Below are 21,198 nucleotides of genomic sequence, written 5' to 3'. Positions count from 1 at the left end.
CTTTTGGTGGGGCCGTCAAGCCCCAACCTGAAGTCAGCCGAGAATAGCCTCAATAGAGGCGGTCACTTCTTTGATCTCGGCCAGGCCATTGACCGGGCGCAGATCGCCTTTGGCATAGTAATACCCGATCAGCGGCGAGGTCTTTTTGTAGTATTCCATCAGGCGCGTGCGCAGGCTGTCTTCGTTGTCGTCTGCGCGGCGCTGGAAATCGTTTTCCTTGCCACAATTGGTACATTTGCCGTCGGCCGGGATCGGCTTGGTGATATCGTTGTAAACCTCACCACAACCACCACAGGTCGAACGCGCAGTGATCCGCTGCACCAAGGCTTCGTCATCCACACGCATCTCGATCACTGTGTGCAAGGACTGGCCCAGCTTGGTCAGCAATGCCGACAGGGCATCGGCCTGAGCCAGCGTGCGCGGGAAGCCGTCAAAAATGAAACCAGCACCGGTTTCAGTTGTCAGCTTCTCTTCGATCAGGCCGATCACGATTTCGTCTGTGACCAGCTTGCCCGCATCCATGATCGCCGCAACCTTCTGGCCCATCTCGGTGCCCGAGGTTTTGGCTTCGCGCAACATGTCGCCGGTGCTCAGCTGCACCATGCCGCGTGTTTCAACCAGGTGACGCGCCTGCGTCCCTTTACCAGCGCCCGGAGGGCCAAGAAGAATGATGTTCATCGACGAGCGGGTCCCTTCCTGCCGCGTTTCTTGCTCTTACCGCGCAGTTGTGACTTTTCGATCAGCCCTTCGTATTGATGCGCCAGCAAATGGCTCTGCACCTGTTGGATCGTGTCCATAGTCACAGAGACGATAATCAGAACAGAGGTGCCGCCAAAATAGAACGGGATGGCGAACTGGTTCCGCAGAATCTCGGGCAGCAGGCAAACCGCTGCCAGATAGGCTGAACCCAGAACCAGCACGCGGTTGACCACGTATTCCAGATACTCGGCGGTCTTCTTACCCGGGCGGATACCCGGTACAAAACCGTTTTGCTTTTTCAGATTGTCCGCAACATCATCGGGTTTGAACGCCACGTTGAACGTGTAGAAATATGCAAAGAACACGATCATCGACGCAAAGAACAGCAGATACAGCGGCTGTCCGGGGCCAAAGTTGGCCAGCATCCACGACATGATCGGTCCGTTTGTAGCACCCGCCGAGAAGGTCGAGATTGTCACCGGCAGCAACAGCAACGAGCTGGCAAAGATTGCAGGGATCACGCCTGCCGGGTTGACTTTGACCGGAAGGTGGCTGGATCCGCCCTCATAGACTTTCATCCCGGCCTGACGGCGCGGGTACTGGATGTGAACCTTGCGCAGCGCGCGCTCCATGAACACCACGAAGGTAATCACGGCGATGACCATCACGATCACCCCAACGATCACTGCAGGGCTGATTGCACCCGAACGACCCGAAGCAAAGAACTGTGCCAGTGCTGCCGGAACCTCAGCAATGATGCCCACAAAGATGATCAGCGAGATACCATTGCCGATGCCGCGCGCGGTGATCTGTTCACCCAGCCACATCAGGAACATGGTGCCGCCAACAAGAGTAATCATGGTCGACATGCGGAAGAACAGCCCCGGATCTGTCGCCAAATCACCAGCTTCAAGCGAAACCGCCAGACCATAGGCCTGTACAGTGGCCAAGGCCACGGTACCGAACCGGGTGTACTGGTTGATCTTCTTGCGGCCCTGCTCGCCCTCTTTCTTGAGTTGTTCAAGCGCGGGAACCATGGATGTCAGCAGCTGCACGATGATCGAGGCCGAGATATAGGGCATAATGCCGAGGGCAAAGATACCCATCCGCCCCAGCGCACCGCCGGTGAACATCGAAACCATGCCGCCGATGCCTTGCCCCGCCTGCTCCATGAACTCGCGCAGCGCCTGCCCGTCAATCCCCGGCACCGGAATAAAAGTGCCTAGGCGATAGACGATCAGCAAACCCAGCGTGAACAGGATGCGGTTGCGCAGATCGGTGGCTTTGCCCAGAGCAGCCCAGCTTGTATTGGCTGCCATTTGTTCTGCTGCTGATACCATAAATCGGTCTCTCTTATGCAAACGCCGCCCGGAACCGTTTTCCGGCTCGGACGGCGTCTTGGAAAACTCTGAGGTCTATGTAAGCGGGTCTTGGCCCACTCACAAGCGATTACTCTGCCGCAGCAGCTTTTGTGACCTTCAGTGAACCGCCCGCTTTTTCAACTGCCTCAACGGCAGACTTCGAAGCACCGGTTACTTCCAGGTTCACTTTGGCGCTGATTTCGCCTTTGGCCAGAACGCGGATACCGTCCAGCTTGCGGCGGACCAGACCGGACGCAACCAAAGCGTCTTCGGTGATCGCAGCCGAAGCGTCCAGCTTGCCGGCTTCGACAAACTTCTGGATCAGGCCCAGGTTAACAACGGCGAATGCCTTGCGGTTCGGCTTGCTGAAGCCACGCTTGGGCAGACGCTGGTACAATGGCATCTGACCGCCTTCGTAGCCATTGATGGCCACACCCGAGCGGGATTTCTGGCCTTTGATACCACGACCACCCATTTTACCTTTGCCAGAACCCGGACCACGGCCAACGCGAGTGCGTTTAGGTGCGGCGCCTGGATTGTCGCGCAATTCGTTCAGTTTCATTTCGCTTCTCCTAAGCCGGATATGACCCCCGAAGCGTGATGGGCCAAACACGGCATTTCTTGGTTTTGATTCTCATGGCGGAAAGCCACCGCAGGCGTATAGGCCCGATGGCCAAGCTTGGCAAGTCTGTAGATTGCCGTCCGCTCTGCGGCGCAGTCAAAGGTACCCGAACCAGACTGTAAACTGCTCCCAAAAGGGCGACCTCGCCGGTTTCTAACCGTTATTTGAGCACGAATTCCACCAACTTTGGCAGAAACCCCTTGCCATACCGGAGTGGTAGTCTATCGGGATGCCTGTAAACACCAGACTGGCAGGCGCATGACTCACCCTTCTCACTCGCTTCGGGACAAGCCGGAGACAACCGCCGCACGTGACTGGGTAACAACGCTTGCCAAATATCGCGAACCGGACCAACTGCGAAGCACGTTCGAGTTGGGCGTCAGCATTGTTCCCTTCTTCGCGCTTTGGGCGTTGTCCTGGATGTCGCTGTCTGTCAGCTATTGGCTGGCCTTTGCGATTTCCGTGCTCAATGCGGCCTTTCTGCTGCGCCTTTTTGCCATCCAGCATGATTGCGGACACGGCGCGTTCTTCAAGAACCGGACGGTCAGTGACTGGATCGGGCGCGGAATCGGCGTTCTGACCCTGACACCTTATGATGTCTGGCGTCGCACGCATTCCACGCATCACAACAGCTCGGGCAATCTGGGCAAGCGCGGGATGGGCGATATCCACACCCTGACTGTGGCCGAGTATCAAGCCAAAACGCCAATGAACCGGTTCTGGTATCGCGTCTATCGGAATCCGATCACCCTGTTCGTGTTTGGCCCCGGCTATCTGTTTCTGTTTCAGAACCGCCTACCCTTGGGCCTGACCGACAGCGTCAGGTTCTGGGTCAGCGCCATGGCCACCAATGTCGCCATTCTGGCCATATTACTGACGGTCTATTATTTTGGCGGCCTGATGCCGATGCTGCTGATCTTCCTGCCCTCAACCCTGATTGCCGCAGCCGCCGGAGTATGGCTGTTCTACGTGCAGCACCAGTTCGAGGACACACATTGGGAGTCGGATGAGAACTGGCAGCTGCACGAAGCGGCGCTGCACGGAAGCTCTCATTATATATTGCCGTCGGTCTTGCAGTGGTTCACCGCCAATATCGGCATCCACCACGTGCATCACCTCTACAGCCGTATTCCCTTTTATCGCCTGCCCGAAGTGCTGCGCGATCATGATGAGCTGGCCAACAGCAACCGGATGACCATCCGCGAAAGCCTCGCCAACGCACGGCTGCATCTGTGGGATGAGCAAAGCCGCCGCCTGCTGTCCTTCGCCGAGGCGAGGGCGCTTTATGGGTGAGGGGTTCCGTGGCCAGCTGGTTCGTCGGAAAGACGCCAAGAAATCCTATGTGACCCTGGAAAAGGGCAGCTCCATCGCCGTGTCCTCCGGTCGCTGATCGGACCCGTCCTTGGAGAGAGTTAAAGACCCCGCGAAAGCGGTTTTTTTGTACCGGTCGTCTGAACAGTTTTACAAGGCAGCCTTGTATTCGTGGATTAGTGAAGCAGTCTTTAGCATCGCTTCACCCTCGCAGAGTGTAACAAGTTTTTCCGGTGTGATTTCAGGGTTTTTGAGACGTTCGCGCATTCTTCTGAGTGTCGCCATGGTTTCTGATGGTGACAATGAAATGCAGTCGGCAAAAAAACTATCTGCCGACAGTGGCTCTATATCAAATGGCGCGCAATATTCCGGCGGGAAATCTTTCAGATTGTCGGTCACGATAACCGATACGCAGGTCTTAATTGCCGCTGCAAGAACGTGCCGATCTTTCTCGTTAATGCCATCTAGTGAAGGTTCAAGAACCTCGAAATCCTCGACCATAGCTTCCTCAAACGCTCGGCACATATTACTGCGCTGGCGTTTCGCACCCTTATCGGGTTCGGCGATTTCTTTGCGTTGAAGCAGCTTCACTATAGTTCGTTCAGTCTCATCCATGATCTTGTTAGACCATCGAACGCGATAAAATTCAGCTTGGGCAAAGGAAAGTAAAATATTTCGCTTAAGGGCGCTGGATAACACGCAAGCGTCAGCCAGCGCCGTGAAGCGGTCAGCTTGATAGTTCAAAGTAGGCCGTGCTCTCCGTCAAATTCCGCAAGGTCTGCAAGAGCGTCAGCACGCTCAGTGTCACGTTTGTCTTTGTATGCCATCAAGTCGCTTGCTTTGATGCGCCTATGTCTCCCAACGCGATCAAAGGGGATTTCATCTCTTTCAAGCAATTTGATTAGATGAGGGCGTGAAACGTTCAGTATATCAGCTGCTTGTTGCGTGGTCAGTTGACTATCCAGTGGAATCAGTTGGAAGCCTCGACCACTGCTAACTAGCCGCAACAACTCTAAAAAAGAGTGCGCAAGTGCGGGCGAGAGCGTGATTGGCTGCGTCTCACCCTCGACATTAGATATGTTTATTACTGTTTCGCCGTCCTCCTTGATTTGCGAGGCGACGATTTGTCTAAGCGTCTCGGCGTTTGTGCTTTCCAACTCAGTTGGCAAGCGTTCGTCAAAGGCCGGCGCATTTAACGCGGCATTCATAGCGTGTTCTCTCTTATTGTATATGTTGGTTCGATAGAGTTACTTGTCTGGGCTCGGTAGTTTTCCACACACCGTTGTGTATTTATATGGATCTATTCGCAATATTCGCAACAACTTTCTGACAGTATCAAGTAAAAAATGTGTTTAAATTGTGGTGCGATGCATTCAAAAGTTCTTTACAGATAGCGATTTGGCCTAGCCATTGGGATTTGCGCGTAGCATCGAAAAACTTATGCGTGCAAGTTGGCTGGCCGTTCGTAAACTACCTTTCTCAGCATTGCAGAACGCAAGTAATTCCCTATAGACACCCACCGCCAACACTGCTAAACGCACCCAATCTTGCGGCCTCGGATTCGTTCCGGGGCCTCTGATATTTGTAACCGGGGACCTTCGGGGCCCTATACCCTTGGCACCTACGGGGGCCTATCACATAGCAGGGAAAACCCCTGCACTTGCTAAACGGAAGACAGAAAGCATGGCACTCAAGTCGTACAAGCCGACGACGCCGGGCCAGCGCGGGCTGGTGCTGATCGACCGTTCGGAGCTTTGGAAAGGACGTCCGGTCAAGTCTCTCACTGAGGGTTTGACCAAATCGGGCGGCCGGAACAACACCGGACGGATCACTTCACGCCGCCGCGGCGGTGGCGCAAAGCGTCTCTACCGGATCGTTGACTTCAAACGGAACAAATTTGATGTCGCGGCAACCGTCGAGCGGATCGAATATGACCCGAACCGGACCGCATTCATCGCACTGGTAAAATACGAAGACGGCGAGCAGGCATATATCCTGGCTCCGCAACGTCTGGCTGTTGGTGACAAAGTCGTGGCATCCGCCAAGGCCGACATCAAGCCGGGCAACGCAATGCCGTTCTCGGGCATGCCCATTGGTACCATCGTCCACAACATCGAGATGAAGCCTGGCAAAGGCGGTCAGATCGCACGTGCGGCCGGTACTTACGCTCAGTTCGTTGGTCGCGATGGCGGCTACGCTCAGATCCGTCTGAGCTCGGGCGAGCTGCGCATGGTCCGTCAGGAATGCATGGCCACCGTCGGTGCCGTGTCCAACCCCGACAACTCGAACCAAAACCTCGGTAAAGCCGGTCGTATGCGCCACAAAGGCGTGCGTCCGTCGGTTCGTGGTGTTGCAATGAACCCGATCGATCACCCGCACGGTGGTGGTGAAGGTCGTACCTCGGGTGGCCGTACACCGGTTACGCCGTGGGGTAAGGACACCAAGGGTAAGCGTACCCGCAACAAGAACAAAGCGTCCCAGAAGCTGATCATCCGCTCGCGGCACGCCAAGAAGAAGGGACGTTAATCTATGTCTCGCTCTGTTTGGAAGGGTCCTTTCGTCGATGCTTACGTGCTGAAAAAAGCCGAAGCAGCGCGCGAGTCGGGCCGCAACGAAGTCATCAAAATCTGGTCGCGTCGTTCCACCATTCTGCCCCAGTTCGTGGGTCTGACCTTTGGTGTGTACAACGGCCAGAAGCACATTCCCGTCAACGTCTCGGAAGACATGATTGGTCAGAAGTTCGGTGAATACTCGCCGACCCGTACCTATTATGGCCATGCCGCAGACAAAAAAGCGAAGCGGAAGTAAGTCATGGGCAAGGAAAAGAACCCCCGCCGCGTGGCTGAAAACGAAGCAATGGCGAAAACGCGCATGCTTCGCACCAGCCCGCAGAAGCTGAACCTGGTTGCGCAAATGATCCGCGGCAAGAAAGTTGAGAAGGCTCTGACCGACCTGACTTTCTCGAACAAGCGTGTCGCGCAGGACGTCAAGAAGTGCCTGCAGTCCGCAATCGCGAATGCCGAAAACAACCACAACCTGGACGTTGACGAGCTGATCGTCGCCGAAGCATGGGTTGGCAAGAACCTGGTCATGAAGCGCGGTCGTCCGCGCGCCCGTGGCCGTTTCGGCAAGATCATGAAGCCGTTCTCGGAGATCACCATCAAGGTGCGTCAAGTTGAGGAGCAAGCCTAATGGGACATAAAGTCAATCCGATCGGCATGCGCCTTCAGGTCAACCGCACCTGGGACAGCCGTTGGTACGCTGATACCAAGGACTACGGTGATCTTCTGCTGGAAGACATCAAGATCCGTGAGTTCATCAACAAAGAGTGCAAGCAGGCCGGTGTTGCACGTGTGATCATCGAACGTCCGCACAAGAAGTGCCGCGTCACGATCCACACTGCACGTCCGGGTGTCATCATCGGCAAGAAGGGTGCAGACATCGAAGTTCTGCGCAAGAAGCTGGCCAAGATGACCGACAGCGAACTGCACCTGAACATCGTCGAAGTGCGCAAGCCGGAACTCGACGGTCAACTGGTTGCCGAGTCGATCGCTCAGCAGCTGGAACGCCGTGTCTCGTTCCGCCGCGCGATGAAACGTGCCGTTCAGAACGCCATGCGCATGGGCGCCCTGGGTATCCGGGTGAACGTCGCTGGTCGTCTGGGTGGTGCCGAAATCGCACGGACCGAGTGGTACCGCGAAGGCCGCGTGCCTCTGCACACCCTGCGTGCCGACATCGATTACGCACATGCCGAAGCGATGACTCCTTACGGGATCATCGGGATCAAGGTCTGGATCTTCAAAGGTGAGATCATGGAGCACGATCCGCAGGCACGTGACCGTAAAGCACAGGAACTCCAGGATGGTCCGGCACCTCGCGGTGCAGGCGGCCGTCGCTAAGGGGGAATTGAGATGCTTCAACCAAAGCGTACAAAATTCCGCAAGATGCACAAAGGCCGGATCAAGGGTGAAGCCAAAGGCGGCTCTGATCTGAACTTTGGCACTTACGGTCTGAAAGCTCTGCAGCCTGAACGCGTCACCGCGCGTCAGATCGAAGCTGCACGTCGTGCCATGACCCGTCACATGAAACGTCAGGGTCGTGTCTGGATCCGTATCTTCCCCGACACTCCGGTCACTGCAAAGCCGATCGAAGTTCGTATGGGTAAAGGTAAGGGTTCGGTGGACCGCTGGGTTTGCAAGGTCAAGCCTGGTCGCGTGATGTTCGAGATCGACGGTGTCAATGACGACATCGCCCGCGAGGCCCTGCGCCTGGCCGCGATGAAGCTGCCGATCAAGACCCGCGTCGTGGTTCGCGAAGACTGGTAAGCGATTGGGGCTAAGGCCCAGTTCGCAAAAAGATTGACCCCCGTCGGGACACCGGCGGAGGTTTTATGTTGGGGGCGCTGCCCCCGCCGCGGCAAGCCACGCCTCCCCCGGGGTAGTTTTAGCCAGATGAAGCAGGAATCCATTTTTCATCTGGCCAAAAATACCTCGGAGCGCGAGGCAGAGCCTCGCATTTCCGCCATCGCCTTCCCCGCATCACTGGTCTAAGACAGGACGCATGGCACAGATTGAATCACTTTTCGTTACCCGTCTCTATCGCGCAGCTTTGTCCGAGTTTGATCCCAAAATAGACTCGGAGGAGCTTGAAAACTCTTGCCTTGTTATCGCGGAAGATGACGAGGCCGGACAGGATTGGTGTGAAGAGAATGGCTATCCCGGCTATACCAGCTATGCCTCGCTGACGGATCTGCCCTGGCGGTTCCCGATCTTTGCCGATCTGGTGAAAGTGCTGGATCAACACGTGGCGGCCTTTGCCAAGGATCTGGAGTTTGATCTTGGTGAAGGAGAGCTGAAGCTGGAGGATCTGTGGATCAACATCCTGCCCGAAGGTGGTATGCACTCCAGCCACCTGCACCCGCACAGCGTAATTTCTGGCACGACCTATGTGGCGATGCCCGAAGGGGCGAGCGCGTTGAAACTGGAAGATCCGCGCTCAGGCCGCATGATGGCAGCGCCGACGCGTCTCAAAGGTGGTCGGCGGGAATTGCAGCCGTTCATTTATATGAAGCCACAGGTAGGGGATGTCCTACTGTGGGAAAGCTGGCTGCGCCACGAGGTGCCGATGAACATGGCCGAGGACGAACGGATTAGCGTCAGCTTCAACTACAAGTGGGAGTAGCGTGCACTCTGTTAGGGGTTCTCTTAGAACTCTGTGGGGTCTGGTAAACTAGGACAAGCCAATCTCAATTACAGCCGTTACTCTCTCATTAATAGAGGAGTAACGGTAATGAGAGAAGCAGAGCGTGTTGTACGCCAATTTCACGAAAGCTGGGGCATGCGCGACCCTGAACGTGGCGCGCAGGTTATTTCTGATGACTGTAAGTTTGAGGATGTAGCCCGTGGTGAAAGGCAAATAGGAAAGCTCGCGTATAAAGAAGACTATGCGCGTTGGCGAAAAGCATTTCCAGATGGGGAGTGTATCGTTGACAATGTCATCGTGAGCGATTGTGGCGAGTGGGCCATTGTAGAGTTTCACAATACCGGTACGCATACTGGTATCCTGCATTCCAGTTTGGGAGAATTTGAACCTACGGGTAAGCGATACGAAGTACGCTACTGTTCTGTAATGCGCGTAAAGAACGGTATGGTTGTCGAAGGGCGCGACTATTATGACAGTGCCACAATCGTTCGAAACCTCGGTTTAATGTAAGGATCGTGTGTATTTTTTGCGGATGTTCTTCCTTTAGAAACTTCCTCTTGCCACCCACCCCCTAAACCCTTATACGGCGGCATCCTGCAAGTCCCCCGGCCGAGTCGGGGGATTCGCATGTCTATCATTCATCCACCAGGTCCAAGGTGACCCTGCAAGGGGGCCTTCTGGTGTTTTGAGCAAAGGAAAAAGGCGATGAACGCCCAAGAACTGCGTGACAAGACCCCGGACCAGCTCCGCGAGGAACTGGCCAACCTGAAGAAAGAAAGCTTTAACCTGCGCTTTCAACAGGCAACCGGTCAGCTGGAAAATACAGCTGGTATCAAAGCGGCCCGCCGCAATGCTGCCCGCGTCAAAACCATTCTGAACGAAAAGGCCGCTGCTGCGGCATCCGAGGAGTAATCAGATGCCCAAGCGTATCCTGCAAGGCACCGTGACCAGCGACGCCAACGAACAGACCGTAACCGTATCTGTCGAACGCCGCTTCAAGCACCCGCTGCTGCAAAAAACCGTTCGTAAGTCCAAGAAATACCGGGCTCACGACGAAAAGAACGCCTTCAAGGTCGGCGACACCGTACGCATCATCGAATGCGCGCCGAAATCGAAGACGAAACGTTGGGAAGTTCTGGAAGCATAAGCTTCCGGGATTTTTCATTTGTCGAAACCCTGGGGGATTTAACAAGACCAGCCCCCACAGGTCGGGAGAAACCACATGATCCAGATGCAGACCAATCTGGATGTTGCTGACAACTCCGGCGCACGCCGAGTTCAGTGCATCAAGGTCCTGGGTGGTTCCAAGCGTAAATACGCCTCCGTTGGCGACATCATTGTCGTCTCGGTGAAGGAAGCCATCCCGCGCGGCCGCGTGAAGAAAGGTGACGTCCGCAAGGCCGTCGTCGTACGCACCGCCAAAGAAGTCCGTCGCGAAGACGGCACCGCGATCCGTTTTGATCGCAACGCCGCCGTCATCCTGAACAACAACAACGAGCCCGTAGGTACCCGTATCTTTGGCCCCGTTGTTCGCGAACTGCGTGGCAAGAACTTCATGAAAATCATCTCGCTGGCTCCGGAGGTGCTGTAATCATGGCTGCTAAACTCCGCAAAGGCGACAAGGTCGTCGTGCTGGCCGGCAAGGATAAGGGCAAAGAGGGAACCATTTCCTCGGTTGACCCGAAAGCCGGTAAAGCTGTTGTCGATGGCATCAACATCGCCATCCGCCACACCCGTCAGTCGCAAACCTCGCAAGGTGGTCGCCTGCCTCAGGCAAACCCGATCGAGCTGTCGAACCTGGCGCTGCTGGACAAGAACGGCAAAGCAACCCGCGTTGGCTTCCGCATGGAAGGTGACAAGAAGGTCCGCTTCGCCAAGACCACAGGGGACGTGATCGATGCTTGATAACGCAACCTACACCCCGCGTCTGAAAGCTCAGTACGTTGAAACCATCCGTGCCGCTCTGAAAGAAGAGTTCGGCTATAAGAACGACATGCAGCTGCCCAAGCTGGAAAAAATCGTTCTGAACATCGGTTGTGGTGCTGAGGCGGTCAAAGACTCGAAGAAAGCGAAAGCTGCTGTCGAGGATCTGACTGCGATTGCTGGTCAAAAGGCCGTTGCAACAAAGGCGAAGAAGTCGATCGCGGGTTTCCGCGTCCGTGAAGACATGCCGCTGGGTGCAAAAGTGACCCTGCGCGGCGACCGGATGTACGAATTCCTGGATCGTCTGATCACCATCGCGCTGCCGCGCGTTCGTGACTTCCGCGGTGTTAAGCCGTCTTTCGATGGTCGTGGCAACTTTGCCATGGGCATGAAAGAGCACATCGTGTTCCCGGAAATCGACTTCGACAAGGTCGACGAGGTCTGGGGCTTGGATATCGTAATTGCCACCACAGCGAAAACCGACGCTGAAGCGAAGAGCCTGTTGAAAGCATTCAACATGCCATTCAACGCGTAAGCGCCGGGAGGATTGAGACATGGCTAAAAAAGCAATGATCGAACGCGAGAAGAAGCGCGAACGCCTGGTGGCCAAATATGCCGCAAAGCGTGCCGAGCTGAAAGAAATCGCGAGTGACGAGAGCCGCCCGATGGAAGAGCGCTTCAAGGCGCGTCTGAAACTGGCGAAACTGCCGCGCAACAGCTCGGCTACCCGTCTGCACAACCGTTGTCAGCTGACCGGTCGTCCCCACGCTTACTACCGTAAGCTGAAGGTCAGCCGTATCGCGCTGCGCGAGCTGGGTTCTGCTGGTCAGATCCCCGGCATGGTGAAATCGAGCTGGTAAGGGAGACATAGATATGAATGATCCTATCGGCGATATGCTCACCCGTATCCGCAACGCGCAACTGCGCGGCAAATCCACCGTTTCCACCCCGGCTTCCAAGCTGCGCGGTTGGGTTCTGGATGTGCTGGCGGACGAAGGCTACATCCGTGGCTATGAAAAGACGACCGGCGAAAACGGTCATCCGGCCATCGAAATCAGCCTGAAGTACTACGAAGGCACCCCTGTTATTCGCGAACTGAAGCGGGTCTCAAAGCCCGGTCGTCGTGTTTACATGGGCGTCAATGACATCCCGCAGGTCCGTCAGGGTCTGGGCGTGTCGATTGTCAGCACTCCGAAAGGTGTGATGTCGGACGCAAACGCTCGCTCCAACAATGTTGGCGGCGAAGTGCTCTGCACCGTCTTCTAAGGAGGTCTGCAATGTCTCGTATTGGTAAAAAACCGGTCGAGCTGCCCAGCGGCGTTACCGCCTCTGTGTCCGGCCAGACCATCGAAGTGAAAGGTCCGAAAGGCACCCGCAGCTTCACCGCCACCGACGACGTAACGCTGTCGGTTGAAGACAACGTGGTCAAGATCGACCCCCGTGGCATGTCCAAGCGTGCCCGCCAGCAGTGGGGCATGAGCCGCACCATGGTTGCCAACCTGGTAACCGGTGTGACCACAGGCTTCAAAAAAGAGCTGGAGATCCAGGGTGTCGGTTACCGGGCTCAGATGCAGGGCAACACCCTGAAACTGAACCTGGGCTACAGCCACGATGTTGATTTCACTGCTCCGGAAGGTGTCACCATCACCGCGCCGAAGCAGACCGAAATCGTTGTGGAAGGTATCGACCAGCAGTTGGTGGGCGAAACCGCGGCCAAAATCCGCGAGTGGCGCCGTCCCGAGCCGTACAAAGGCAAGGGCATCCGCTATAAGGGCGAGTTCATCTTCCGCAAGGAAGGCAAGAAGAAGTAAGGACGCAAACAATGGCAAACAGCAAAAGAACCCTGTTTCTGAAGCGCCGCCTGCGCGTTCGGAACAAACTTCGCAAAGTCAACGCCGGCCGTGTACGCCTGTCGGTTCACCGTTCGAACAAAAACATCAGCGTTCAGCTGATCGACGACGTTCGTGGCGTGACCCTGGCCTCGGCCTCGACCCTGGAGAAAGATCTGGGTGTTGTTGGCAAGAACAACGTCGAAGCGGCCACCAAAGTGGGCGCAGCCATCGCCGAGCGTGCCAAGAAGGCAGGCGTCGAAGAGGCCTATTTCGATCGTGGTGGCTTCCTGTTCCACGGCAAAGTGAAGGCAGTTGCCGACGCTGCGCGTGAAGGTGGTCTGAAGATCTAAGACTTGCGGGCAGCTTTGCGGCTGCCCCGATGATCCGGGGGCCTCGGCAACAGTCGGGGCTCACTTGGATTGAAGCAAACGGCGTCACAAGCGCCACATGAGAAAAGGGATGCCAAATGGCAGAACGTGAAAACCGTCGGGGCCGTGGCCGCGACCGTGAAGAAGCACCGGAATTTGCAGATCGTCTGGTCGCAATCAACCGCGTGTCGAAAACCGTAAAAGGTGGTAAGCGCTTTGGCTTCGCCGCTCTGGTGGTTGTCGGCGATCAGAAAGGCCGCGTCGGCTTTGGCAAAGGTAAAGCGAAAGAAGTACCTGAGGCCATCCGTAAGGCGACCGAACAAGCCAAGCGTCAAATGATCCGCGTGCAGCTGCGCGAAGGTCGGACCCTGCACCACGACATCGAAGGCCGTCACGGCGCTGGTAAAGTGGTTATGCGCACCGCACCTGAAGGTACTGGTATCATCGCCGGTGGTCCGATGCGTGCCGTGTTCGAAATGCTGGGCGTTAAAGACGTTGTGTCCAAGTCGCTGGGCTCGCAGAACCCGTACAACATGATCCGCGCCACCATCAACGGCCTGCAGAAAGAGCAGAGCCCGCGTTCGGTTGCCGCGCGTCGTGGTAAAAAAGTTGCCGACATCCTGCCCAAGCGGGACGAAGCACCGGCTGCTGCTGAAGCAGAAGCATAAGGAGAGCGACCCATGGCAAAAACCATCGTCGTCAAGCAGATCGGTTCACCGATCCGCCGCCCCGCCGAACAGCGCGCAACCCTGATCGGCCTGGGCCTGAACAAGATGCACAAAACCCGTGAGCTGGAAGATACTCCTTCGGTTCGTGGTATGATCCGCAAGATCCCGCATCTGGTAGAAATCGTCGAAGAACGCGGCTAAGCGCGAAGCCTTCGAGAATTTCCAAGAACGCCTCTGACTTTGGTCGGGGGCGTTTTTTTTGCCTTTAACACCAACTGACGTGTCGCTTTGATCCATTGTGTTAAAAGGATGAGAAACGATGAAACTATTCCTATCCGTTCGGCGTAAGGATTGACGTTGGACATACCGAAAACGCATAGCCGGTAGACCGAAAATTCGGTTGTTAGCGATACCTCTCAACCCTATTTCACGCTTGTCCAATGAAGGAACACGAAAAAGGAAACGTCAGGGAATACGCCCTGATTTGAGAAAGGAATAAGAAGATGACAACTGCTACACTGACACACTCCGGCTTCGGCTTCAGCGCCCGGATTGCAAACATGATCGAACGGATGAAAACCGCGCGCGCCCGTGCGGCTGAGTATCAGCGCACTTACCGCGAACTGCAAAACCTGACCAACCGCGAGCTGGATGACATCGGCGTCCGTCGCTGTGATATCGCGGACATCGCGCACAAGCACGTTTATTGCTCATAATCGCGGATACCCGAAGCAAAAACACAAAGGCGCCACAGGGCGCCTTTTCTGTTTCAACCAGAAGCCCACAGTGCGATCAGACAGCGCCGGATGACCCATGGTCTCTCGAGAAGGTCGAAAGCGGCTGTAAGGCGCTAAATTCGGGCTCTGCGTCGTTTGTCACCCAACAGGAGCAGCCGGTGCACTGTCATAAGCAGCACAAATGCCATCTGGCACCTCATAAGCTGGCTGGAATGTGTCTCCACAACTTCAGCGACCTCATGGCCCCTACCCTAAAGACCGCCTGCGGCAGAGAGGTTCGGATTCCACAGCCAACCGCTGCTGACGCTTGATGTATCCTAATACCTCGCGAAACGCGCGGTGCTTGGGTTTCCCTTCCAGATAGTCAGCCAGTTTTAGTAAGTTGATCGGGTGTTTCTTAACAAGCAACTCGATCCGCTGCACGGCACCGTCCAGCTCGTAGTGGTCCACGAACTGGCAAGCAACTTGTGTGGGGGTCAGCAGGCAGTAATCCTGCGGGCGCTTGTCTGTGTAGCGCGCAATGTCAAACGGCGACGCGCCCAAGGCGTGGAATTTGGGGATGTGTACGCGCATGTCCGCCTCGGCGTGTTCAAGCACCGTACCAGAGGTCTGACGGAACCCCAATGGGCCAAGCTTGCCGACCACATGACGACGCATCGCCGGAGAGATCATGTCTACGTCGGCCCGGTCATATTTCAAATCATCGAAAACAGACAAAAGCCCCAGTTGCTCGTCAGCAATCTGGAAATACGGTTCGGCGCTGAACGCGCGCATCTTCTCCAGCACTTGTGTACGCGTGGTCTCAGGGTCTGAAACGAAATCGGCCTCGGCGGGTTGATCCGCCGAGGCCGTAAATAGTCGCAGTAAGCGTCGGATCAAAGACCGGTGCTCACGTCGATGGTGTTGCCCTCTTCCAGGGTCACATATGCTTTTTTGACGTCTTTCCGACGGCCCAGTTGGCCGCGGAACCGCTTGACCTTGCCTTTGGTCACGGTGGTGTTCACCGCCTTGACCTTCACACCAAACAGAGCCTCAACGGCCTCTTTGATCTGCGGCTTGTTGCTTTCGATCGCCACTTCAAAGACAACCGCGCCGTTTTCGGACGCCATGGTCGACTTTTCGGTGATGATCGGCTTGCGGATCACGTCGTAGTGTTCTGCCTTCGCGCTCATTTCAGACGAGCCTCCAGTGCTTCGACAGCCGCTTTGGTGAGCACCAGGGTGTCACGCTTGAGGATGTCATAGACGTTTGCGCCTATCGACGGCAGGATATCCAGACCTTCGATGTTCTTGGACGCTTTCAGGAACCCTTCGTTCACGGTCGCGCCGTCGATGACCAGAGCACGTTTCCAGCCCAGGTTTGCAACCTGTTTGGCCAGAGCAGCGGTCTTGCCTTCGGCTTCGGCGTTCTCGATCACAACCAGTTCACCTGCTTTGGCTTTTGCCGACAGAGCGTGGCGCAGGCCAAGCTTGCGGAACTTCTTCGGCAGGTCGTGGCCGTGCGAACGAGGGGTCGGGCCCTTGTAGATACCACCCTTGCGGAAGATCGGCGCGTTGCGGTCACCATGGCGTGCGCCACCGGTGCCCTTCTGGCGATAGATCTTCTTGGTCGAGTAGCTGGTTTCCGAGCGGGTCTTGACCTTGTGGGTGCCGGCCTGCGCGTTGTTACGCTGCCAACGGACCACACGGTGCAGGATGTCCGCACGCGGCTCGAGACCGAACAGATCGGCGTTCAGCTCGATGTCGCCGGCTTTGCCGCCGTCCAGTTTGATTACATCAAGTTTCATGCTTCACCACCTTCCGCGGGAGCTTCTTCCGCAGGTGCTTCGGTTGCAGCCGATTTCACAGCAGCCGGGAAAGGCAGGCCTTCCGGTGCTTTCTTCTTCACGGCGTCCTTGACGGTGACCCAGCCCGATTTCGGTCCGGGAACGGCGCCTTTGATGAAGACCAGGTTCCGGTCGGCGTCGGTTTTGACAACTTCCAGGTTCTGGGTGGTTACACGGGCAGCACCCATGTGACCGGCCATCTTCTTGCCTTTGAACACCTTGCCCGGATCCTGACACTGACCGGTCGAACCGTGCGAACGGTGGCTGATCGAAACACCGTGCGAGGCGCGCAGACCACCAAAGTTGTGGCGCTTCATTGCACCGGCAAAGCCTTTACCGATCGAGGTACCCGAAACGTCAACTTTCTGACCTTCCAGGAAGTGTTCTGCCGAAATCTCGGCGCCCACTTCGATCAGGCCATCTTCAGAGACGCGGAACTCGGCCAGCTTACGCTTGGGCTCGACCTTTGCAGCGGCGTAGTGGCCGCGCATGGCCTTCGAGGTGCGTTTTGCCTTGGCAGCACCGGCGCCCAGCTGAACGGCGGTGTAGCCGTCTTTGTCAGCGGTACGCTGTGCAACGACCTGCAGGTTGTCCAGGTGAAGAACGGTCACAGGGATCTGCTTGCCGTCTTCCATGAACAGGCGGGTCATGCCAACTTTTTTTGCGATAATACCAGAGCGCATAATCTATACCCTCCGATCTTACGACTGCAGCTTGATCTCGACGTCCACACCAGCAGCGAGGTCGAGCTTCATCAGCGCGTCTACGGTCTGGGGGGTCGGATCAACGATGTCGAGCAGACGCTTGTGCGTGCGGATCTCGAACTGGTCGCGGGATTTCTTGTCAACGTGAGGGCCACGGAGAACCGTGAACTTCTCAATCTTGTTCGGCAGCGGGATCGGGCCGCGCACGTTCGCGCCGGTCCGCTTGGCAGTGTTGACGATCTCTTGCGTGCTGGCATCCAGAACGCGATAGTCAAATGCCTTCAGCCGAATACGGATGTTTTGGCTTTGCATATTAACAGCCTTTTATCAGGCGTTGAGGTTGAGAGGAGGACAGACGCGCATCGCCAACCCTCTTCGAACCCAAAAGGCGGGAATCATCCCGCCTTGATGTTCTTATTGAGAACTCGCGCGTATTAGTGGGATTGGTGGGGTTTGGCAAGGGGGGAAATTTCAACACTGCTCGAGGCAGCTACCCGATAGTGAGGCGCTTGCTCGTCATCGCGGGTCAGCCTTTGATTTACCTCAATGCATACGAAAGCCGCAATCATTAAACTCTGTCTCGGATAGTCATAGACCAAATTGAACTGGCACCCCCGTGGGATAGTGGTCGACCCATTTTTACCAAAGGAGAATCACGATGCTTAAGCATGTTGCAACTGCTGTGCTCCTTGGCGCTGCACTGACAATGCCTTTTGACGATTCTGCCGCACAAGGCGCATCGAATGACCTGAGAAAGTTCTTTGACAGTCGCAATGTTCCTGTCACGGTCGACAATTTTGTACGGGCCGCCACGGATATCGAGTTTGGGAAATACGTGGCACTATCTGGCGGTATCAACAAAGTTTTGCACATTCGAGAACCTACCCCGATTGACCAACAACCCACGATCCGCATGAATCGGGACACCCTTTACAGTATGGCAGTCATTGACATCACCGAAGGAGCAACCCTCACCTTACCGGACGGAGGGAACCGCTACATCTCGGCCCAGATCGTCAATCAGGATCACTATATGAACAAGGTGTTTCTGGGCGCTGGAACCTATGAATTGGATTTTGACACGTTCGACACCCCTTTTGTCGTGATGATTGTGAGGCTTCTAGTGGATGCCAGCGATCCCGATGACATCGCGGAAGTTTCTGCTTTGCAAGACAAAATCACTTTAGAGGCAAAGTCCGCAAAACCCTTTATCTCGCCTCATTATGACGAGAAAAGTTTTGATGGCGTATTGCAAGCTGCGCTATCGCTCAGCCGGTTTATTCCTGATAGCCGGGCCACGTTTGGTCCCAAAAGTGAAGTGGACCCCATCCGCCACTTTCTGGGCGCTGCTTTTGGCTGGGGGGGATTGCCGGAAGAATCCGCCTTCTATCTGTCGATTGACCCCAATCGCCCTGTTGGTGAATATAAAATCGATATCCCGGCTGCGGTCCCGGTGGACGCCTTTTGGTCCATCAGCGTCTACAACGCGGATGGCTTTTTTGAGGAAAACGAAACCGGCGTCTACAATGTAAACTCTGTTTCAGGCGCGGAAAACGATGACGGCAGCATGACTGTTCATCTTGGCGGATGCGGTGATGGACGCGTAAACTGCATCCCGTTGACAGATGGGTGGAACTATGCAGTGCGCCTGTATCAACCTGGTCCCGAAATCCTTGATGGAACGTGGACTTTCCCCAAGGCTGTCCCAGTGTCCACGGACTGAACGCAAAAGCCTGATTTATAAGCTGTTGCAAGAAAAGGCCGCCCCGATATGGGACGGCCTTCTTTAGTTCAACCGAGTTGCGGCAAGCGCGCCTTACTCGATGATTTTCGAGACAACGCAAGCGCCGACGGTGCGGTCGCCTCCGCGGGTCGCGAAGCGGAGGCCTATTTCCGTTGCGATCGGTGCGATCAGCTCAACGCTGAACGACGCGTTTTGGTCAGGCATGACTATTTCAGGGCTTCAAGCAACCGAAACCTAAATCCTTAGCCTAATTCCGTACAAGCCACGGCTCTTCTACCTTCATTCCCTGATAGATCGCATGCAAGAAAACATGCGCAATCACCGGGTCATTCGAAAAAGGTGAAAACTGCAAATTGCCTTCTTTCACAATCTCTTGGGCTTCATAGACAACCTCATCCCCTTTGACAGTCACAAGCACCTCCAGTTCGGCCAACGTCTCGGGGTCGATGGATGTTGGATCATCGGACAAGATCACAAAATCGGCGACCTTCCCCACTTCGATCGAACCCTTCTCATCTTCCTCAAAGTGTTGCCATGCGGGCCAAATCGTCATGGCCTTCAGGGCGGTCATGACATCAACCCTCTGATGCGGGCCCAAAATGTCGCCCGACCGTGTGCGACGCGTGACCGTTGCCGCAAGGACCCGCATGCTGTCTGGAAAGGCCACCGGGGCATCATGATGCGTGCCAAACATCATGTCCCGTTCGTGCAGCCACCCGGTGGGTGAGATGTTGTCGGCATTGACCGGCCCAACGGTGTGATCCCGATGCCAGTCCCCCCAATAGAATGTGTGCATCGGGAAAAGGGAGGGGAACACGCCAAGGCGCTTGAAGCTGGCAACCTGGTCTTCTCGTAAGAACTGACCGTGCACCAGAACCGGACGGTTGCCGGGGTCACCATACTTCATCTGCGCTTCTTCCAATGCGGCAATCAGCATGTCAGAGGCCCCTTCACCATTCGAATGCACCAAAATCTGAAAGCCGTTTTCATAACACCAGTTCACGGCATCTTGGAGTTGCTCCATTGTAATGGCTGCATATCCCGCATACCCAGCAGCGTAATTTCCAACCGGATCAAAATAGGGTCGATCCCGCAACGCAGTAAAACCCTGAGGCGAGCCGTCAATCGTAAGCTTGCAGCCCCCGACCCGAACCCGGTCTTCATAGTCCTCTGAGGTATTGGCACCGATAAATTCCCTGGCCTCTAGAACATCCGGAAACGCTACAACGTCGATTGGAAGTCCGTCTTCGGCCGCAACTTTCCTAAGAACTTCTACAATTTCGCCAGAAGAACGGCCTTCTTGTCCGGTCGTATATCCAAACTTTGCCCAAAGTTCGGTTCCGGCTCGGGCGAAGGCAGCCAAGCCGTCCTCACCCAGATTTCCCAACATGGGTACGAGAACCGAAAAGAAGGCGTATTCTTCCAGAACACCGTTTGGCTCTCCTGCTTCATCACGCTGAATTACACCACCGGGTGGTGCCTCAGAAGCGGCGGTGATGCCTGCCAACTCCAGAGCTTTGGAATTTGCGACACCCAGATGCCCGGACTGATGAATGATGATGATAGGCAAGTCTTCGGACACCACGTCCAGTTCTTGCCGTGTAGGGTGGCGCAATTCCTGCAGTTGAGCATTGTCGTAGCCAAAGCCAATGATCATTTTGACCTGTTCAACGGCCTGCGCATTCTCCTCGGCCCAGTCAGTCAGCGTGGATTGCAGACTTGCGATATCAACGACCTCGCCATCGGGTGGCGCGAGAAGGTTGGCTGACAGCGCCTGCAATCCTCCCATGACAACATGTCCGTGGCTGTCCACGAAGCCCGGCAGCATCGCCCGTCCGTTCAAATCGAATGTTTCCGTTCCATCACCTTGATGCACAGACAGGTCAGACAGCGATCCAACAGCCAGAATGCGCCCGTCTTTGACCGCGACCGCCTCGGCAGAGGGGTCATCGTCATGCATCGTGACGATTGGCCCGCCTAGGTAAATGCGATCCGCGATTTGTTGGGACAACGCCGAACTAGATGAAAAAGCAATTGCCGCAACAAGACAGAGCGAACATGCCGATACGTGCATCTTATGACCTCTTTCGAATTGCAATAATCCAATACGAAAGAGTTTAGCATCTCGGTGGACGTTTGCGAAAAAGAAAAAGGCCGCCCCTTAGGGAGCGGCCTTCTTAGTCTCACCGATGTGCCGGGCTG

At 55.7% G+C, this 21,198-nt stretch carries 32 protein-coding genes and 1 pseudogene; 21 read left to right on the top strand and 12 right to left on the bottom strand.

Translation table 11 applies throughout. The annotated features are described in order from the left end of the window. Nucleotides 1-33: 33 nt before the first annotated feature. The 3 genes from GOV85_RS20270 to rplO form a co-directional block, all read right to left on the bottom strand. On the bottom strand, nucleotides 34-678 hold the full coding sequence (locus GOV85_RS20270) for an adenylate kinase (protein WP_171181622.1): 645 nt from the start codon (nucleotides 676-678) through the stop codon (nucleotides 34-36). Further along, nucleotides 675-2,039, bottom strand: a complete 1,365-nt coding sequence (secY, locus tag GOV85_RS20265) for a preprotein translocase subunit SecY (protein WP_171181620.1) — start codon at nucleotides 2,037-2,039, stop codon at nucleotides 675-677. The genes GOV85_RS20270 and secY overlap by 4 nt, the downstream gene beginning before the upstream one ends. Nucleotides 2,040-2,148: 109 nt before the next feature. Beyond that, nucleotides 2,149-2,622 (bottom strand): 50S ribosomal protein L15, encoded by a 474-nt coding sequence (gene rplO, locus GOV85_RS20260; RefSeq protein ID WP_171091991.1) that lies wholly within the window; start codon nucleotides 2,620-2,622, stop codon nucleotides 2,149-2,151. 318 nt (nucleotides 2,623-2,940) lie between these two features. Here rplO and GOV85_RS20255 point away from each other — a divergent pair, with 318 nt between their 5' ends. Next, nucleotides 2,941-3,975 carry a fatty acid desaturase gene (locus tag GOV85_RS20255; protein WP_171181618.1) on the top strand — a complete coding sequence of 345 codons (1,035 nt, stop codon included), beginning with the start codon at nucleotides 2,941-2,943 and terminating at the stop codon, nucleotides 3,973-3,975. A gap of 168 nt (nucleotides 3,976-4,143) precedes the next feature. Here the strand turns inward: GOV85_RS20255 and GOV85_RS20250 are convergent, their stop codons facing one another. Both GOV85_RS20250 and GOV85_RS20245 read right to left on the bottom strand, forming a co-directional pair. Next, complete coding sequence (locus tag GOV85_RS20250; RefSeq protein ID WP_171181616.1) at nucleotides 4,144-4,737, bottom strand: PIN domain-containing protein; 594 nt, start codon at nucleotides 4,735-4,737, stop codon at nucleotides 4,144-4,146. After that, a complete protein-coding gene (locus GOV85_RS20245; RefSeq protein ID WP_171181615.1) occupies nucleotides 4,734-5,201 on the bottom strand; it encodes a helix-turn-helix domain-containing protein in 468 nt (155 codons plus the stop codon). The genes GOV85_RS20250 and GOV85_RS20245 overlap by 4 nt, the downstream gene beginning before the upstream one ends. 475 nt (nucleotides 5,202-5,676) lie before the next feature. Between GOV85_RS20245 and rplB the strand changes: the two genes are divergently transcribed. The 19 genes from rplB (at nucleotide 5,677) to GOV85_RS20150 (ending at nucleotide 14,702) form a co-directional block, all read left to right on the top strand. Further along, nucleotides 5,677-6,519 carry a 50S ribosomal protein L2 gene (gene rplB, locus GOV85_RS20240; RefSeq protein WP_008757664.1) on the top strand — a complete coding sequence of 281 codons (843 nt, stop codon included), beginning with the start codon at nucleotides 5,677-5,679 and terminating at the stop codon, nucleotides 6,517-6,519. A gap of 3 nt (nucleotides 6,520-6,522) precedes the next feature. Then, complete coding sequence (rpsS, locus tag GOV85_RS20235; protein WP_005980699.1) at nucleotides 6,523-6,801, top strand: 30S ribosomal protein S19; 279 nt, start codon at nucleotides 6,523-6,525, stop codon at nucleotides 6,799-6,801. Between the two features lie 3 nt (nucleotides 6,802-6,804). Further along, nucleotides 6,805-7,185, top strand: coding sequence for a 50S ribosomal protein L22 (gene rplV, locus GOV85_RS20230; RefSeq protein ID WP_039538267.1), 381 nt, complete (start codon nucleotides 6,805-6,807; stop codon nucleotides 7,183-7,185). Continuing rightward, the gene (rpsC, locus tag GOV85_RS20225; RefSeq protein ID WP_171091997.1) at nucleotides 7,185-7,892 is read left to right on the top strand and encodes a 30S ribosomal protein S3; all 708 of its coding nucleotides are present in this window, start codon (nucleotides 7,185-7,187) and stop codon (nucleotides 7,890-7,892) included. The genes rplV and rpsC overlap by 1 nt, the downstream gene beginning before the upstream one ends. Nucleotides 7,893-7,904: 12 nt before the next feature. Continuing rightward, a complete protein-coding gene (rplP, locus tag GOV85_RS20220; RefSeq protein WP_117872242.1) occupies nucleotides 7,905-8,318 on the top strand; it encodes a 50S ribosomal protein L16 in 414 nt (137 codons plus the stop codon). Between the two features lie 235 nt (nucleotides 8,319-8,553). Beyond that, a complete protein-coding gene (locus GOV85_RS20215) occupies nucleotides 8,554-9,174 on the top strand; it encodes a 2OG-Fe(II) oxygenase family protein (protein WP_171181613.1) in 621 nt (206 codons plus the stop codon). 108 nt (nucleotides 9,175-9,282) lie between these two features. Continuing rightward, nucleotides 9,283-9,705: an ester cyclase gene (locus GOV85_RS20210; RefSeq protein WP_171181611.1), complete on the top strand. Its 423-nt coding sequence runs from the start codon at nucleotides 9,283-9,285 to the stop codon at nucleotides 9,703-9,705. Nucleotides 9,706-9,900: 195 nt separating this feature from the next. After that, a complete protein-coding gene (gene rpmC / locus GOV85_RS20205; RefSeq protein WP_010437082.1) occupies nucleotides 9,901-10,107 on the top strand; it encodes a 50S ribosomal protein L29 in 207 nt (68 codons plus the stop codon). 4 nt (nucleotides 10,108-10,111) lie between these two features. Beyond that, on the top strand, nucleotides 10,112-10,342 hold the full coding sequence (rpsQ, locus tag GOV85_RS20200; protein WP_171181609.1) for a 30S ribosomal protein S17: 231 nt from the start codon (nucleotides 10,112-10,114) through the stop codon (nucleotides 10,340-10,342). Between the two features lie 75 nt (nucleotides 10,343-10,417). Next, nucleotides 10,418-10,786 (top strand): 50S ribosomal protein L14, encoded by a 369-nt coding sequence (rplN, locus tag GOV85_RS20195; protein ID WP_008757934.1) that lies wholly within the window; start codon nucleotides 10,418-10,420, stop codon nucleotides 10,784-10,786. A 2-nt stretch (nucleotides 10,787-10,788) separates the two neighbouring features. Next, a complete protein-coding gene (rplX, locus tag GOV85_RS20190; protein WP_171092002.1) occupies nucleotides 10,789-11,100 on the top strand; it encodes a 50S ribosomal protein L24 in 312 nt (103 codons plus the stop codon). Beyond that, nucleotides 11,093-11,653, top strand: coding sequence for a 50S ribosomal protein L5 (gene rplE / locus GOV85_RS20185; RefSeq protein ID WP_171181607.1), 561 nt, complete (start codon nucleotides 11,093-11,095; stop codon nucleotides 11,651-11,653). The genes rplX and rplE overlap by 8 nt, the downstream gene beginning before the upstream one ends. Before the next feature lie 19 nt (nucleotides 11,654-11,672). After that, complete coding sequence (gene rpsN, locus GOV85_RS20180) at nucleotides 11,673-11,978, top strand: 30S ribosomal protein S14 (protein WP_171181605.1); 306 nt, start codon at nucleotides 11,673-11,675, stop codon at nucleotides 11,976-11,978. A gap of 13 nt (nucleotides 11,979-11,991) precedes the next feature. Further along, entirely contained in the window at nucleotides 11,992-12,384 is a 393-nt protein-coding gene (rpsH, locus tag GOV85_RS20175; protein ID WP_171181595.1) for a 30S ribosomal protein S8, read from the top strand. A gap of 11 nt (nucleotides 12,385-12,395) precedes the next feature. After that, nucleotides 12,396-12,929 (top strand): 50S ribosomal protein L6, encoded by a 534-nt coding sequence (gene rplF / locus GOV85_RS20170; protein ID WP_170467582.1) that lies wholly within the window; start codon nucleotides 12,396-12,398, stop codon nucleotides 12,927-12,929. An 11-nt stretch (nucleotides 12,930-12,940) separates the two neighbouring features. Further along, complete coding sequence (gene rplR / locus GOV85_RS20165) at nucleotides 12,941-13,300, top strand: 50S ribosomal protein L18 (RefSeq protein ID WP_039523386.1); 360 nt, start codon at nucleotides 12,941-12,943, stop codon at nucleotides 13,298-13,300. 116 nt (nucleotides 13,301-13,416) lie between these two features. Then, nucleotides 13,417-13,986 carry a 30S ribosomal protein S5 gene (rpsE, locus tag GOV85_RS20160; protein ID WP_155148691.1) on the top strand — a complete coding sequence of 190 codons (570 nt, stop codon included), beginning with the start codon at nucleotides 13,417-13,419 and terminating at the stop codon, nucleotides 13,984-13,986. A gap of 12 nt (nucleotides 13,987-13,998) precedes the next feature. After that, nucleotides 13,999-14,187, top strand: coding sequence for a 50S ribosomal protein L30 (gene rpmD, locus GOV85_RS20155; protein ID WP_050605831.1), 189 nt, complete (start codon nucleotides 13,999-14,001; stop codon nucleotides 14,185-14,187). A gap of 302 nt (nucleotides 14,188-14,489) precedes the next feature. After that, nucleotides 14,490-14,702 carry a DUF1127 domain-containing protein gene (locus GOV85_RS20150; protein WP_171181592.1) on the top strand — a complete coding sequence of 71 codons (213 nt, stop codon included), beginning with the start codon at nucleotides 14,490-14,492 and terminating at the stop codon, nucleotides 14,700-14,702. 267 nt (nucleotides 14,703-14,969) lie between these two features. Here the strand turns inward: GOV85_RS20150 and GOV85_RS20145 are convergent, their stop codons facing one another. The 5 genes from GOV85_RS20145 to rpsJ are packed head-to-tail and all read right to left on the bottom strand — an operon-like array spanning nucleotide 14,970 to nucleotide 17,564. Beyond that, complete coding sequence (locus tag GOV85_RS20145; protein WP_171181590.1) at nucleotides 14,970-15,602, bottom strand: hypothetical protein; 633 nt, start codon at nucleotides 15,600-15,602, stop codon at nucleotides 14,970-14,972. Continuing rightward, on the bottom strand, nucleotides 15,599-15,895 hold the full coding sequence (locus GOV85_RS20140) for a 50S ribosomal protein L23 (protein ID WP_170609990.1): 297 nt from the start codon (nucleotides 15,893-15,895) through the stop codon (nucleotides 15,599-15,601). The genes GOV85_RS20145 and GOV85_RS20140 overlap by 4 nt, the downstream gene beginning before the upstream one ends. Then, entirely contained in the window at nucleotides 15,892-16,509 is a 618-nt protein-coding gene (rplD, locus tag GOV85_RS20135; RefSeq protein ID WP_171181588.1) for a 50S ribosomal protein L4, read from the bottom strand. Before rplD ends, GOV85_RS20140 begins: the two co-directional genes overlap by 4 nt. After that, entirely contained in the window at nucleotides 16,506-17,231 is a 726-nt protein-coding gene (rplC, locus tag GOV85_RS20130) for a 50S ribosomal protein L3 (protein WP_170574972.1), read from the bottom strand. Before rplC ends, rplD begins: the two co-directional genes overlap by 4 nt. Before the next feature lie 18 nt (nucleotides 17,232-17,249). Continuing rightward, the gene (gene rpsJ / locus GOV85_RS20125) at nucleotides 17,250-17,564 is read right to left on the bottom strand and encodes a 30S ribosomal protein S10 (protein ID WP_008756422.1); all 315 of its coding nucleotides are present in this window, start codon (nucleotides 17,562-17,564) and stop codon (nucleotides 17,250-17,252) included. A gap of 346 nt (nucleotides 17,565-17,910) precedes the next feature. Between rpsJ and GOV85_RS20120 the strand changes: the two genes are divergently transcribed. Continuing rightward, nucleotides 17,911-18,975, top strand: coding sequence for a DUF1214 domain-containing protein (locus GOV85_RS20120; protein ID WP_216599166.1), 1,065 nt, complete (start codon nucleotides 17,911-17,913; stop codon nucleotides 18,973-18,975). Between the two features lie 93 nt (nucleotides 18,976-19,068). Here GOV85_RS20120 and tuf read toward each other — a convergent pair. Both tuf and GOV85_RS20110 read right to left on the bottom strand, forming a co-directional pair. Next, nucleotides 19,069-19,209 (bottom strand): annotated as a pseudogene (tuf, locus tag GOV85_RS20115) (elongation factor Tu); the annotation flags it as partial. Nucleotides 19,210-19,243: 34 nt separating this feature from the next. Next, nucleotides 19,244-21,070 (bottom strand): amidohydrolase, encoded by a 1,827-nt coding sequence (locus tag GOV85_RS20110; protein WP_171181584.1) that lies wholly within the window; start codon nucleotides 21,068-21,070, stop codon nucleotides 19,244-19,246. Nucleotides 21,071-21,198: the final 128 nt, after the last annotated feature.

The sequence above is a fragment of the Ruegeria sp. HKCCA4633 genome, from assembly GCF_013034605.1.
Taxonomy (GTDB): Bacteria; Pseudomonadota; Alphaproteobacteria; order Rhodobacterales; family Rhodobacteraceae; genus Ruegeria.
Note: the sequence above shows the minus strand (reverse complement) of the source record. Positions and strands in the feature narration are given on the sequence as shown.